Genomic DNA, 14,267 nt, shown 5'->3' on the forward strand with positions numbered 1-14,267 from the left:
CCGGAGAGAGCCATGCGCGGAGTTTTCGTCGACGCCAATGAAGCGCTTGCCGTGATCATGGAACGGCTGGAGAAGCCCGGGGATCCCAAGGTGCGGATCCACCGGGATCCCGACATCAAGCCCGAGCAATATCCTGACATCCTCGACGGCGCCGAGATCGCCATCGTCGATCACACCGCGCTGCCGACCGACGTCGCGAAGAAGTGCACCGGCCTCAAGCACGTCGTGTTCCTCGGCACCGGCGCGCGCAGCTACATGAACCCCGAGGAGCTGGCTGAACTCGGCATCTCCGTGCATCTGATCAAGGGCTATGGTGACACCGCGGTCGCCGAATCCGCAATCGCGCTGATGTGGGCCTCGGCTCGCGTCATCGCGATGATGGACCGCGAGATGCGCGGCGGCAACTGGCTGCGCGAAGACGGCATGCAGCTCACCGGCAAGACGCTCGGCCTGATCGGCTTCGGCGGCATCGCCGCCGAGGTCGCGCGCATTGCGTCCGGCAGCGGCATGAAGGTGATCGCCTGGAATCGCTCGCCGAAGAGCCATCCGGGCGTGGAATTCACCGATCTCGACAGCGTGCTGGCAAGGAGCGACGTCGTGTCGCTGCATCTGCTACTCAATGACGAGACGCGCGGCATGATCACGCGCGAGAAGATCGCAAAAATGAAGCGTGGTGTCATCCTCATCAACACTGCCCGCGCCGCTGTTGTCGACGAGGCCGCCATGATCGATGCGCTGAAGTCCGGCGACATCCGCCATGCCGGCCTCGACGTTTTCAACATCGAGCCGCTGCCCGGCGATCATCCGCTCACGAAACTGCCGAACGTGACGCTGTCGGCGCATTCGGCGTTCCGCACGCCGGAGGCGAGCGAGAACCTGATTGGCGCGGCATGGGAGCACTGCCGCCGGATCGTGAATTCGTAGGGTGGGTTAGCCTTGCAGGTGCGTGAAGCTCATCGGCGAGGCGTAACCCACCTCTTTAGTTTCCGCGGAGACAGACGTGGTGGGTTACGCCTTCGGCTAACCCACCCTACGCTCCCCGCCATATTGTGAAGGGATAAGAGCAATAACAATGGCCGACTATCGCACCATCAAGGCAGAGCCGCTCACCAACGCCATTCGTGCCATCGTCAAGGCGGGCGGGTCTTCGGACCGCGAAGCCGAGCTCGTGGCCACCAATCTGGTCGAAGCCAACCTCAAGGGCCATGACTCCCACGGCGTCGGCATGATCCCGCGCTACGTCCAGAGCGTCACCAATGGCGGCCTCGCAGTGAACGCGCACGTGAAGGTCGTGCTCGACACCGGTCCGCTTCTTACGCTCGACGGCCTTACCGGCTACGGCCAGGTGATTGGCCATGAGGCGATGGAGTTGGCCGCCGAGCGCGCCAAGAACAATGGCATATGCCTCGTCGGCCTCTCCAATTCGCATCACATCGGTCGCATCGGCCACTGGGCTGAGCAGTGCATCGACCACGGATTGGTCTCGATCCACTTCGTCAACGTCATTTCCCGCCCGATCGTGGCGCCGTGGGGCGGCAGCGATGCACGCCACGGCACCAACCCGTTCTGCGTCGGCATCCCGCGCGCCGGCAAGGACCCCATCGTGCTCGACTTCGCCACCAGCAGGATCGCGCAGGGCAAGACCCGCGTCGCCCACAACAAGGGCGTCGAGCTCGAGCCCGGCACCATCATCGACAACGAAGGCAAGCCCACCGTCAATCCGCGCTACACCGTGATCCCGCCGCATGGCGCCATCCTGCCGTTCGGCGAGCACAAGGGTTCGGGGCTCGCGCTGGTGTGCGAAATCCTCGGCGGCGCGCTCTCCGGCGGGCAGGTGGTCAAGGGGCCGTCCGACGGCAAGTACAACGTCCTCAACGGCATGCTCTCTATCGTCATCGACCCGAACAAGCTCGGCACCGGCGAGAACCTGGCGAGCGAAGTCGAAAGCTTCGTCGCCTGGCACACCGGCTCGCCTGCCGGCCCCGGTGTGGAGAAGGTGAAGATCGCCGGCGAGCCTGAGCGCGAGACCAAGAAGAAGCGCCTTGCCGAAGGCATTCCGGTCGATCCGACCACCTGGCAGGAGATTCTCGCAGCCGGCCAGAAGTTCGGGCTGGACCAGGCGGCGATCGAGAAGATCGTGAGCTAACCGGACGCGCATCCTTCGGACTTGCCGCGGCTGAGTGCACTATCGCGCACCCAGGTCTGGACTAAAGCGCATTCATGGAGCGGATTTGAACCGGCCCGTGTCGTCTCGCGACAACGCGGATATCCCGGTCCACATCCGCCCCAGAGGTTCAAATGTTCTCCCGCCTCGCAAAGCTCGTGTCCGGCTCAAACGGGCCGTCGCCTGCAGCTGACTCCTACCAACAACGGCTCGCGATCTATGAGAGCGAGCTTGGCGAGCCCGAGCACAGCTTCACGGACAGCGCCGAGCGCCGCATCGATATCCACGCCTTTGGCCGCGATTTCGTGCCGGTATGTCAGGAAGGTTCTGACGAAGGCTATGTGCTTCTGACCAACGGCATGAGCCAGCAGCGGATGCATGGGTCACATGGCGACGCCAAGCCGCGTGCCGAGCTGATGTGGTACGTCCGCGAGCCGACCGAGGAGATCTGCGCCAATCTGCGCTGGCTCGCGAATCTGCCATTCATCGACAAGACCTGGTTCGGCTTCGGTCATCGCGTCGCGCTGCCGATGCCGCCGGTCGCCGGAACGGACTTCGAGACGTTCCTGTTTCTGACGCCGATCATCGGCCCGGACAAGGAGCTCGCCGAGGCGCTGGAGATCGCCGGCGATCCCGTGGAGATTTTGACCGTGAACCTGATCTCGGATCGGGAGCTTGCGTTGATCAAGTCCGAGGGGCTCGATCCGTTTCTCGACCTGCTCGACGACAACGACTATCCGCCGATCTTCGATCCCGCGCGGAAGTCGTATGTTTGAGGCCAAGGCCAAAAACACAGCTGTCGTCCCGGACAAGCGAAGCGCCGATCCGGGACCCATAACCACAGGACGTGGTTTGGCGAAGACTCGCGGCAACCAGTTAAGGCAACAACCTCTCCCTGGGGTTATGGGTCCCTGCTTTCGCAGGGACGACAAGAGAGCTTGTTGCGGCGGCGGAATTAGCTTTCGCTAACCCCGCCTCAATCCACCATATCCGCGACCGCCTTGCCGCAGGCCGTGGTGTCGGCGTTGCCGCCGAGGTCCTTGGTGCGAAGCGTGCGCTCGGCCAGCGTGCGCTCGATCGCCTCGACGATCGATTGGCCGGCTTGCTTCTCGCCGAGATGCTCGAGCATCATCGCGCCCGACCAGATCGCGCCGATCGGGTTGGCGATGCCTTGGCCGGCGATATCAGGCGCCGAGCCGTGCACCGGCTCGAACACCGAGGGGAAATCGCCCTCGGGATTGATGTTGCCTGACGGCGCGATGCCGATCGTGCCGGTGCAGGCCGGACCGAGGTCGGAGAGGATGTCGCCGAACAAGTTGGAGCCGACCACGACGTCGAACCAATCCGGATGCAGCACGAAGTTCGCGGTGAGAATGTCGATGTGGTACTTGTCCCACTTCACGCCCGGAAACTTCTTCGCCATCGCCTCCACGCGCTCGTCCCAATAGGGCATGGTGATGGAGATGCCGTTGGACTTGGTCGCCGAGGTCAAATGCTTCTTCGGCCGCGACTGCGCGAGCTCGAAGGCGAACTTCAGGATGCGGTCGACGCCGGTGCGGGTCATCACCGTCTGCTGGGTGACGAACTCGCGGTCGGTGTCGGGGAACATGCGGCCACCAACGGAGGAATATTCACCTTCGGTGTTCTCGCGCACCACCCAGAAATCGATATCGCCGGGCTTGCGGCCCGCCAGCGGCGACGGCACGCCGGGCATCAGCCGCACCGGGCGCAGGTTCACATACTGGTCGAACTCCCTGCGGAATTTGATCAGCGAGCCCCACAGCGAGACGTGGTCCGGAATCTTGGCCGGCCAGCCGACCGCCCCGAAATAGATCGCGTCGTGCTTGGCGATCTTGTCCTTCCAGTCATCGGGCATCATCTGGCCGTGCTTCTCGTAATAGTCCCAGGACGAGAAGTCGAAATGGTCGAAATGCAGGGAGACCCCGTGCTTCTTCGCCGCGGCCTCCAGGACGCGCAGGCCCTCGGGCATCACTTCCTTGCCGATGCCGTCGCCGGGAATGACCGCGATCCGGTATTGTTTCTTGCTCATCGAGAACGTCCTTGGTTGGTCCGGCAGCCGCCGCCTTTTGACCGCATTGCAATGGACCAAACGCAGCGGCAGTGCAACGCTGCACTGCAATGTTGACCATGGCGCGGCCAAGCGCCTACTGATTTTATCCTGTTCCTATCCTGCGAGTAACCTCATGGATCTGCATCTGCGTGGCAAGCGCGTCCTGATCACGGGCGCGTCCAAGGGCATTGGCGCCGCCGCCGCCGAAGCGTTTGCCGAGGAAGGCGCGCACCTCCTGCTCGCCGCCCGCAACGGCGACCAGCTCAAGGCGCTGGCCGAGCGCCTGCGTTCCGCCCACCAGATCGATGCCGCAACGAGCACCGTCGATCTTCGCAAGGCCGACGATCTGGCGCGGCTCGCGAAGGAAGCGGCCGACATCGACGTGCTCGTCAACAATGCGGGGGACATCCCCGGCGGCTCGATCGACAAGATCGACGAGGCGACCTGGCGTCACGCCTGGGAATTGAAAGTGTTCGGCTATATCAACCTGACGCGGCAGATCTACGCGCAGATGAAGGCAAAGGGTGGCGGCGTCATCGTCAACGATATCGGCGCGGCCGGCGAAAAGTTCGACGCCAACTACATCTGCGGCAGCGCCGGCAATGCCGCGCTGATGGCCTTCACCCGCGCGCTCGGGGGAAAAAGTCTCGCTGACAACATCCGCGTGGTCGGCATCAATCCCGGCCCCGTCGGCACCGATCGCCACGTCACCCTGCTGAAGACGCGGGCCAAGCACCAGTTCGGCGACGAGAGCCGGTACAAGGAATTCCAGAAGAGCCTGCCGCTCGGCCGTCCAGCACATGCGCGCGAGATCGGCGATCTCATGGCGTTCCTGGCGTCGGACCGCGCCGGGTATACGTCGGGCGTGATCTACACCGTGGATGGCGGCATCAGCGCTGGCTGGGGCTAACTCTATCCGCATCATTGCGAGCGAAGCGAAGCAATCCAGACTGTTGCCGCGGACGGACTCTGGATTGCATCGTCGCGTCGCTCGTCGCAATGACGAACACAATAAGCACAGGAGTAAAGTAATTGTCTCAAGACCTGATCCGTGAAACTGCCTGCGCCGTCGTCGACAAGCTGCGGTCCGGCGATGTCTCGCCGCTCGAGCTGCTGGATGTCGTGGAGAAGCGCATCAGCGAGGTCGACGGCAAGGTGAACGCGCTGCCGATCCTGTGTTTGCAGCGCGCGCGGGACAGCGCCAAGGCGCTGATGCGGAAGCCGGCCGGTGCGCGGGGGCTGCTCGCGGGCCTGCCAGTGCCGATCAAGGATCTGACCGACGTTGCAGGCGTGTTGAACACGCAGGGCTCGCCAATCTTCAAGGACAACATCCCCGCCAAGTCCGACCTCATGGTCGAGAACCTCGAAGCCAACGGCGCAGTGGTCTACGCCAAATCCAACACGCCTGAATTCGGCGCCGGCGCCAACACCTTCAACGAGGTGTTCGGCGCGACCCTCAATCCCTGGGATACTTCAAAATCCGCGGCGGGCTCTTCCGGCGGCGCGGCCGTGGCGTTGGCCACCGGTATGGCCTGGCTGGCGCAGGGCTCCGACATGGGCGGCAGCTTGCGCAGCCCCGCGGCTTTCTGCGGCGTCGTCGGCATGCGCCCGAGCATCGGCCGCGTCGCGCATACCCCCAAATCCGGCATCGATCGCAATCTCGGCGTGGTCGGCCCGATGGCGCGTAACGTCGAGGATCTCGCGCTGCTGCTGGATGCGATGAGCGGCGACTACGCGGACGATCCGCTTTCGCTGCCGGCGCCCACGACCTCGTTCCTGTCGGCGGCTCAGGCCGGCAAGAAACCGAAGCGCATCGCCTATTCGCCCGATCTCGGCATCACGCCCGTCGACCCCGAGGTGAAGGCGATCACGCGCAAGGCTGCGGAACGCTTTGCCGAGGCCGGCGCCATCGTCGAGGAGGCGCATCCGGACTGGCGCGAGGCGCATGAATGCTTCCACGTGCTGCGCGCCTTCGATTTCGCGATCACCAAGGCCAATCTGCTGCGCACCAAGCGCGACCTGCTCAAGCCCGAGGTGATCTGGAACATCGAGGAAGGCCTCAAGCTCACGGTCGAGCAGCTCGAACGCGCCGAGGCCCAGCGCGTCGGCATGACTGCGCGGGCGGTCGAGTTCTTCAAGACCTACGATTTGTTGCTGACGCCGACCACGATCGTGCCGCCCTTCCCGATCGAGCACCGCTATGTCGCCGAATGCGCCGGCAAGCGGTTCGACAATTACGTCGAGTGGCTCGGCATCGTCTACGCCATCACGCTCGCCTGCTGCCCCTCGCTGTCGCTGCCGTGCGGCTTCACGGCGTCGGGCCTGCCGGTCGGCGTGCAGGTCGTCGGCGCGCCGCGCGCGGACGCACAAGTGCTCGCGGGCGCAAAGGTGCTGGAGGATATTTTGGGCCTGCGCGGCACGACGCCGATCGATCCGAAGGTGAAGAAGTAATCCCACGTGCCCCGGACGCAGCGCAGCGCCTCTTCGGCGGTGCGCTGCTGAGCCGGGGCCCATGTCGCCGAGACTTCCCGTGCATCCCTGGGTCCCGGCTCTGCGGCGCATCGCTTGCGCGCTGCGCCTTGTCCGGGACACGAGCCACCTACCTCCCGCTCGTCGCTTCCAGGCTGCGGCTGTACCGCGACATCGCGAAGCAGAAGACGAAATAGATCGCTGCGACGAAGATGTAGACTTCGACCGAGAATTGCTGCCAGGCCGGATCGATGATCGCGGTCTTTGCCGTCGTCAGCAGATCGAAGATGCCGATGATCAGCACCAGGCTGGTGTCCTTGAAGAACGCGATGAAGGTGTTGACCAGCGGCGGGATGACGTGGCGGATCGCCTGCGGCAGGACGATCAGCCGGTTCTTGCGCCAATAGGACAGCCCCAGCGCATCGGCAGCCTCGTATTGCCCGCGCGGCACGGCCTGAAGGCCGCCGCGGATGACCTCGGCCAGATAGGCGCCCGCGAACAGGATGATCGCGATCTGGGCGCGCAAGAGCTTGTCGATGTTGAACCCACTGGGCATGAACAGCGGAAACATCACGCTCGCCATGAACAGCAGGCTCACCAGCGGCACGCCGCGGATCAGCTCGACATAGAGCACGCTGAGCGAGCGGATCGCCGGCAGCTTTGAGCGCCGGCCGAGCGCGACGAGGATGCCGAGCGGGAAGCCGAAGGCCAATCCAAACGTCGCCAGTATCAGCGTCACCGGCAGACCACCCCAGCGATCCTGCGAGACGAAGGAAAGCCCGAGCACGCCGCCCCACATCAGCACGCTGATCAGCGCGAGCGTGCTGATCCAGAGATAGATGAGTTCGCGCCGCCAGAAGGCGCGGCGGGTCGAGAGAAAGTACAGCGCGATGAACAGTACGACCGACAGTGCCGGCCGCCACTGCTCGTCGAACGGATAGGTGCCGAACAGGATGAAGCGGTACTTTTCGGGAATGATCGCCCAGCAGGCGCCGAGGCCACGCACCGCGCGGCAGGCGCTGGAATCGTTCGCCGGGGTCAGCCACACGGCATTGGCGATGCCCCACTGCACGAAACTGAAGATGCCTTTGGCGAGGATCCCCAGCAGCACGACGGTGAGGATGCCGTTCGGGATCGACGAGAACAGATTGGCGCGCAGCCAGCGCAGCGCCGGATTTCCCGTCTGCGGGCGGCGGGCGGCGCGCGGCACTTCCGGCATGTCGGCGATCGCGGTCATGCTCAGCGCTCCACCAGCGCAATGCGCGAATTGTACCAGTTCATGAAGAAGCTGATGGAAAGGCTGATGGTCAGGAACACCGCCATGATCAGCGCGATCGCCTCGATCGCCTGCCCGGTCTGGTTCAGCGTGGTGTTGGCGATCGAGACCACGTCCTGGTAGCCGATCGCGACCGCGAGCGAGGAATTCTTGGTGAGGTTGAGATACTGGCTCGTCATCGGCGGCACGATGACGCGCAGCGCCTGCGGCAGGATGATCTGTCGCAGCATGAAGCTGCGGCGCAGGCCGAGCGCGTTGGCGGCATCCCACTGTCCGCGTGGCACCGACTGGATGCCGCTGCGCACGATTTCGGCAATGAAGGCCGAGGTGTAGGTCACGAGTGCGATCAGCAGTGCGAAATATTCCGGGGCAAGCGTCAGCCCGCCGACGAAGTTGAAGCCGCGCAGCTCCGGCCACTCGATCTTCCAGGACACGCGAAGCAGTACGGACACCAGCACGGGCAACGCGAGGATGAAGCTCACCGCAAAGGGCCATACCGGCCGCGGTTTGCCGTCGCGCATCTGCTGCACGATCAGCCATCGCCGGATGAGATAGACCACGGCAAGGCCGAACACCGCCGTGCCGAGCACCCAAAGCTGGGGCGGGCCAAGCGGAATGGCCGGCAGGATCAGGCCGCGGTTGGACAGGAACACGCCCTCGACCGGCCGCCATGCCGCGCGCGCGGCGGGCAACGCCTGCATCAACACGTACCAGAACAGGAGCTGAAGCAGCAGCGGGATGTCGCGGAGCGTTTCGACATAGACGGCGGCAAGTCGTGACAGCAGCCAGTTGGCCGACAGTCGCGAGATGCCGATCAGCGTGCCCAGGATGGTCGCGAGCACGATGCCGATCACGGCGACGCGCAGGGTGTTGCCGACGCCGACGACGAAGGCCCAGAGATAGGTGTCTCTCGGATTATAGGCGAGCAGGCTGTCGGCGATGGGCATGCCGGCCTCGCGGCCGAGGAAGGCAAAGCCGGTCGTAATGCGGCGCGCCGAGAGGTTGGTGACGGTGTTCGACCAGAGAAACGCGATGACCGCGACCGCGATCCCGACCACCAGCACCTGCCAGAACAGGCCCTGCAGCTCGCGGCGTCCCCATGCCCCGAACAGGCGGCGGCGCGGTGGCGGTCTCGGCGTGTCCGATGTCACGGCACAAAAACCCTTCTCGAGAGGCAGCGATTTCCGGCGACGCACGTCAACTGTTGCACCAATCTATATTTCGTGCAACAAATGTTTCATGGCCGAGCCCGCGAAATCCTCGCCGCTGAGCGAACTGCGCATTGCATTGCCATCGCTGCCGATGCGGCTGCAGGAAGTCGGGCGCTTCGTCGCCGCCAACGATTACGACGCCACCACCCGTTCGATGCGCGACCTCGCGGCGGAAGCCGGCGCCGATCCCGCCGCGTTCACGCGCCTCGCCAAGGCGATCGGCTATTCGGGCTGGGACGAATTGCGCGCGGCGCTGACCGAGGCGCGGCGTCCGTCGCAGACCTCGCCCTTCTCTGGCCGCGCCAGAAGCCGCCGGCCCGGCCCGAATGCCGATGTCGCGCTCGTCACCGACAAGCTCGAGGCCGAGGCCGCCGGCCTTCCGCGCATCCCGGCCCAGCCGATTGCGGAGGCCGCACGCTCCCTGCATGAGGCCAAGCGGATCTGGATCGCAGGCTATCGCAGCTGCCGCAGTGTCGCTGAGTTGCTGAACTACGAGCTGCGGCTGTTCCGCCCCGAACAGGTGCAGCTCGTCGGCGTGTCCGGCCCCGACGATCTCGATCTCGGCGCCTTCCGCCCCGGCGAGGCCGTCATCGTCATCGGCTTCCTGCCGTACACGCACGCGAGTGTCCGCGTCGCGCAAGCTGCCCACCGCAGCGGCGCAACGCTGATTGCCATCGCGGACAGCCTCTCTGCGCCGATGGCCGAGGGCGCCGACCATTTGCTGCTGTTCGAGGCGGCCTCCTCTCCCGGCTTCTTCCCGAGTCTCACCGGCGCCATCGCGATCGCGCAGTCGCTCGCTGCGGTGACGTTCTCGCTCGGCGGCGTGGCCGCGAAGAAGCGCCTGGAGAATACCGAGACGCGGCTCACTGCTGCCTCCATCTACGTCTCAGAGAAAGGTTGACCCATGGCCGCTCGCACCAGCCGCGTGCTGCACCGCTCGCTCCGCGAGACGCCGCCCAAGGCGATCGGCGGCGAAGGCGTCTATCTCTTTGCCGAGGACGGACGGCGCATCATCGATGCCTCCGGCGGCGCGGCCGTCTCGTGTCTCGGCCATCAACATCCACGCGTGATCGCGGCGATGGCAAAGCAGGCCTCCACGCTGGCCTATGCGCATACTGCTTTCTTCTCGTCCGAGCCGGCCGAGGCCCTCGCCGACACGCTGGTCGGCCACGAGCCCGGCGGCCTCGCTTATGCCTACTTCGTCAGCGGCGGATCCGAGGCGATCGAAGCGAGCATCAAGCTCGCGCGGCAATATTTCATCGAGCGCGGCGAGTCGCAGCGGCAACATTTCATCGCGCGGCGGCAGAGCTACCACGGCAATACCTTGGGCGCCCTCGCCGCCGGCGGCAACGCCTGGCGGCGCGCGCCCTATGCGCCGCTGCTCTCGGCCGCCTTCAGCCATGTGACGCCGGCGTTTGCCTATCACGAGAAACGCGAGGGTGAATCCCATGCGCAGTTCTTGGCGCGGCTGGCGGCGGAGCTCGAAGCGGAATTTCAGCGGCTCGGTCCCAACACGGTCGCGGCGTTCCTCGCCGAACCGGTCGTCGGCGCCACCGCCGGCGCGGTGACCGCACCGGACGGCTACTTCAGGGCGGTGCGTGAGATCTGCGACCGCCACGGTGCACTGCTCATCCTCGACGAGGTCATGTGCGGCATGGGCCGCACCGGCACCACGCACGCCTGGGAGCAGGAAGGCATCGCGCCCGACATCCAGGCGATCGCCAAGGGCCTCGGCGGCGGCTACCAGCCGATTGGGGCGATGCTCGCTAGCGGCAGGATCATCGACACCATCCGCGCGGGCTCAGGTGCCTTTCAGCACGGCCACACTTATCTGGCACATCCCCTCGCCTGCGCAGCCGCACTGGCAGTGCAAGAGGTGATCCGCGAGGACGGCCTGCTCGAGCGCGTCAAGGAGCGCGGCAAGCAGCTCGAACAGCGCCTAACCGAGCGCTTCGGCAATCACCGCCATGTCGGCGATATCAGGGGCCGTGGCCTGTTCTGGGCGATCGAGCTCGTCGCCGATCGCGCCAGCCGCGCCTCGTTCGATCCCGCGCTCAAGCTCAATCAGAAGATCAAGGCGGAGGCCTTCGCCAATGGGCTCGGCTGCTATCCCGGCGGCGGCACCGTGGATGGCGTGCGCGGCGACCACGTGTTGCTGGCGCCGCCCTATATCGCCTCCGCAGAGGAGATCGACCTGATCGTCGACAAGCTCGGCACGGCCGTCGATAACGTATTGCGTAGTGTCAATCACTGAGGGGAGTAGCATGATGAGGAAAGTGGTTATCGCAGCGAGCGTGTTCGCTGCATCGACGGTTGTCGCATCCGCCGCGACGCTCGATACGGTAAAGAGCCGTGGCACGCTGGTGTGCGGCGTCAGCGCCGGCTTTGCCGGCTTCTCCGCGCCCGACTCGCAAGGCAATTACAAAGGTCTCGACGTCGATTATTGCCGCGCGCTCGCGGCCGGCGTGCTCGGCGATGCCAGCAAGGTGCGCTACGTCTCGCTGACCGCGCAGAACCGCTTCACCGCGCTGCAATCGGGCGAGATCGACGTGCTCTACCGCAACTCGACGCAGACCTATCTGCGCGGTGTGACGCTCGGCCTGCGCCAGGGTCCGATCAACTTCTACGACGGCCAGGGCTTTGTCGTGAAGAAGGATCTGGGCGTCAAGGACATCAAGGACCTCAAAGGCGCCACCGTCTGCGTGGCGCAGGGCACCACGCACGAGGTGACGCTCGGCGATTACGGCCGCGCCAATGGCATCGACTGGAAGCCGCTGGTGTTCGACCGCGTCGACACCATGTACCAGACCTTCTTCGGCGGCCGCTGCGATGCCATGACCCAGGACGCCTCCGCGCTCGCGGGCGCGGTGACGACCGCCGCGCCGAACCCGGCCGATTACGTCGTGCTGCCGCAGACCATCAGCAAGGAGCCCCTTGGGCCCTTCACCCGCAACGGCGACGAGGTCTGGAGCGACATCATCACCTGGCTGCATTACGGCCTGATCGAGGCCGAGGAGCTCGGCGTGACGCAGGCCAATGTCGAGGAGATGGCGAAGTCGCAGACGCCCGCGATCCAGCGCCTGCTCGGCGCCTCCGGCGACCTCGGCTCCCGGCTCGGGCTCGACAACAAATGGCTGGTCACCGCGATCAAGGTCACCGGAAATTACGGCGAGATCTACGAGCGCAATGTCGGCGAGGCGAGCCCGCTCAAGCTCGATCGCGGCCTCAACGGCCTCTGGAGCAAGGGCGGCTTGATGTACGCGGTGCCGTTCAAGTAAACGACTGCCGTGCCCCGGCTCTGCAGCGCAATACTGCGCATTGCGCTGCGCCCGGGGCACGAGACCCATGGATAGCCACCTTAGATGACGACGTCCCCTCGCATCGCCCTGATCCACGCCCTCAAGCACTCCATCGCCCCGATCGAAGCGGCGTTCGCCAAGGCCTGGCCAGAGGCGCGGCTGATGAACCTGCTCGACGACAGCCTGTCGGCGGATCTGGCCCGCGACGGCGCACTCAACGATGCCATGACCGAGCGCTTCCTCGCACTCGGCGATTATGCGGCGGCGACCGGGGCGAACGGGATCCTGTTCACCTGCTCGGCCTTCGGCCCCTGCATCGAGGCGGTCGCACGCGCGCATGCGCCGATGCCGGTGCTCAAGCCCAACGAAGCGATGATAGCGCGGGCGGTGACGATGGGCAGGCGCATCGGCCTGCTGTCCACCTTTCCGCCGACCCTTGTGTCGATGCCGCCGGAGTTTCCGGCCTCGGTCCAGGTCGTGCCGAAGCTTGCCGAAGGGGCCCTGACGGCGCTCGATCGCGGCGACCGCGCTATGCACGACCGGCTGATTGTCGAAGCGTCTAAGGACCTGCGCGATTGCGACGTCATCGCGCTGGCGCAGTTCAGCATCGCCGCGACGGCGCCTCTGGTGGCGGAAGCCACCGGCCGTGCTGTCGTGACCACGCCTGACAGCGCCGTCGACAAGCTGATGACACTGCTGAAAGCGAAGGCTTAGGCACCTGTCGCTTTCCGACGCCGCGCGCCCTTGATCGCAGCCGCGAGCGCGGCCTTCGTTTCGCTGACGAAATCCTCGACCAGCTCCTCGCGGGTGGTATGCGCGGCCTCGCCGGTGAACAGGCCCTGCTCGGCCAGCATCACCACGCCGTGCAACGCCGCCCAGATCTTGAGCGCCTGACGTTCGCGCAAATAGCCGACGGCAGGCGCTTCCAGGGCTTCGATCACGAGCGAGAAGGTCTCGCGCGTGGCCTCGTGCAGCTCGCCGCCCTTGGCGGCACATGACACGGTACGTGACGCGAACATCAGGCGATAGATGCCGTTGCGGCGCAGGCCGAACTCGAGCGTCGCCTGCGCCAGCCGCGACAGCTTTGATTGCTTCGACGGCCTCGCCATGGCCTCACGCAAGATCGCGCTGAGCTGCCTGAACGCCTCCGCCGTCACCGCTGCAAGCAGCGCCTCGCGGTCGGCAAAATGGCGGTAGGGCGCCGGCTGCGACACGCCGAGCTGCTTTGCCAGCGCCTTGATGCTGATGGCCTCGGCGCCGCCCTGTTCCGCCTCGCGCAAAGCGGCCTTGACCAAGGCATCGCGAAGATCGCCATGGTGGTAGGTGTTCGCAGGCTTGCGGGCGAATTGTGAGCGCATGGTTTGGCGAACCTATAAGTTTGCGCTTGACAGGGAAAGCCTGCCGCGAATGTAATAGCATATAACTTAAAGCCCGCGGCAAATGCCGCGGATAAAATCGACATGAGGAACGCGCCGCCCTGCGGGCCCCGCGCATACGACCGAGGATGCCGCCATGACAGAGCGACTGAGGGTTCACGTGGATCCCGACAAATGCCAGGGCCACGCGCGCTGCAAGGCACTCGCGCCGGAACTTTTCGAGCTGGACGAATACGGCAACGCCCACGAAGCCGGCGACGGCACGGTCCCGCCGGGGCTCGAGGACAAGGCGTGGCTCGCCAAATCCAACTGCCCGGAAATCGCGATCGATGTGATCGAGGAGTAGTGCGGCCTGTGCCGCCCCGCGTCCTTTCAGCGAACACGAGCCAAAGGATTCCCAG

14 protein-coding genes are annotated in these 14,267 nt (G+C 65.3%); 10 read left to right on the forward strand and 4 right to left on the reverse strand.

Features of this window, described 5'->3' with window-relative positions:
* The first annotated feature begins 12 nt into the window (after positions 1-12).
* The 3 genes from RAD10_RS09375 (at position 13) to RAD10_RS09385 (ending at position 2,940) form a co-directional block, all read left to right on the forward strand.
* Entirely contained in the window at positions 13-924 is a 912-nt protein-coding gene (locus RAD10_RS09375) for an NAD(P)-dependent oxidoreductase (protein ID WP_461617221.1), read from the forward strand.
* Between the two features lie 148 nt (positions 925-1,072).
* A complete protein-coding gene (locus RAD10_RS09380) occupies positions 1,073-2,146 on the forward strand; it encodes a malate/lactate/ureidoglycolate dehydrogenase (RefSeq protein WP_461617222.1) in 1,074 nt (357 codons plus the stop codon).
* A 152-nt stretch (positions 2,147-2,298) separates the two neighbouring features.
* The gene (locus RAD10_RS09385; protein ID WP_461617223.1) at positions 2,299-2,940 is read left to right on the forward strand and encodes a suppressor of fused domain protein; all 642 of its coding nucleotides are present in this window, start codon (positions 2,299-2,301) and stop codon (positions 2,938-2,940) included.
* A gap of 200 nt (positions 2,941-3,140) precedes the next feature.
* Here RAD10_RS09385 and RAD10_RS09390 read toward each other — a convergent pair whose 3' ends face one another.
* Positions 3,141-4,214, reverse strand: coding sequence for a tartrate dehydrogenase (locus RAD10_RS09390; protein WP_461617224.1), 1,074 nt, complete (start codon positions 4,212-4,214; stop codon positions 3,141-3,143).
* 154 nt (positions 4,215-4,368) lie between these two features.
* Between RAD10_RS09390 and RAD10_RS09395 the strand changes: the two genes are divergently transcribed.
* Positions 4,369-5,145, forward strand: coding sequence for an SDR family oxidoreductase (locus RAD10_RS09395; protein WP_461617225.1), 777 nt, complete (start codon positions 4,369-4,371; stop codon positions 5,143-5,145).
* A gap of 122 nt (positions 5,146-5,267) precedes the next feature.
* Positions 5,268-6,686, forward strand: a complete 1,419-nt coding sequence (locus RAD10_RS09400; protein ID WP_461617226.1) for an amidase — start codon at positions 5,268-5,270, stop codon at positions 6,684-6,686.
* Between the two features lie 148 nt (positions 6,687-6,834).
* Here RAD10_RS09400 and RAD10_RS09405 read toward each other — a convergent pair whose 3' ends face one another.
* Entirely contained in the window at positions 6,835-7,941 is a 1,107-nt protein-coding gene (locus RAD10_RS09405; protein ID WP_461617227.1) for an amino acid ABC transporter permease, read from the reverse strand.
* A 2-nt stretch (positions 7,942-7,943) separates the two neighbouring features.
* Positions 7,944-9,131, reverse strand: a complete 1,188-nt coding sequence (locus tag RAD10_RS09410; RefSeq protein ID WP_461617228.1) for an amino acid ABC transporter permease — start codon at positions 9,129-9,131, stop codon at positions 7,944-7,946.
* Between the two features lie 88 nt (positions 9,132-9,219).
* Here RAD10_RS09410 and RAD10_RS09415 point away from each other — a divergent pair, with 88 nt between their 5' ends.
* The 4 genes from RAD10_RS09415 (at position 9,220) to RAD10_RS09430 (ending at position 13,204) form a co-directional block, all read left to right on the forward strand.
* Complete coding sequence (locus tag RAD10_RS09415) at positions 9,220-10,092, forward strand: MurR/RpiR family transcriptional regulator (protein ID WP_461617229.1); 873 nt, start codon at positions 9,220-9,222, stop codon at positions 10,090-10,092.
* Positions 10,093-10,095: 3 nt separating this feature from the next.
* Positions 10,096-11,445, forward strand: coding sequence for an aspartate aminotransferase family protein (locus RAD10_RS09420; RefSeq protein WP_461617230.1), 1,350 nt, complete (start codon positions 10,096-10,098; stop codon positions 11,443-11,445).
* Between the two features lie 10 nt (positions 11,446-11,455).
* A complete protein-coding gene (locus RAD10_RS09425; protein WP_461617231.1) occupies positions 11,456-12,469 on the forward strand; it encodes an amino acid ABC transporter substrate-binding protein in 1,014 nt (337 codons plus the stop codon).
* A gap of 84 nt (positions 12,470-12,553) precedes the next feature.
* A complete protein-coding gene (locus RAD10_RS09430) occupies positions 12,554-13,204 on the forward strand; it encodes an aspartate/glutamate racemase family protein (RefSeq protein WP_461617232.1) in 651 nt (216 codons plus the stop codon).
* On the opposite strand, the gene RAD10_RS09435 is transcribed toward RAD10_RS09430, so the two are convergent.
* Positions 13,201-13,848 (reverse strand): TetR/AcrR family transcriptional regulator, encoded by a 648-nt coding sequence (locus tag RAD10_RS09435; RefSeq protein WP_461617233.1) that lies wholly within the window; start codon positions 13,846-13,848, stop codon positions 13,201-13,203. The two genes, RAD10_RS09430 and RAD10_RS09435, sit on opposite strands and share 4 nt — an antisense overlap.
* Positions 13,849-14,002: 154 nt before the next feature.
* Between RAD10_RS09435 and RAD10_RS09440 the strand changes: the two genes are divergently transcribed.
* Entirely contained in the window at positions 14,003-14,212 is a 210-nt protein-coding gene (locus RAD10_RS09440) for a ferredoxin (RefSeq protein ID WP_007607931.1), read from the forward strand.
* Positions 14,213-14,267: the final 55 nt, after the last annotated feature.

Source organism: Bradyrhizobium sp. 23AC, from assembly GCF_054863025.1.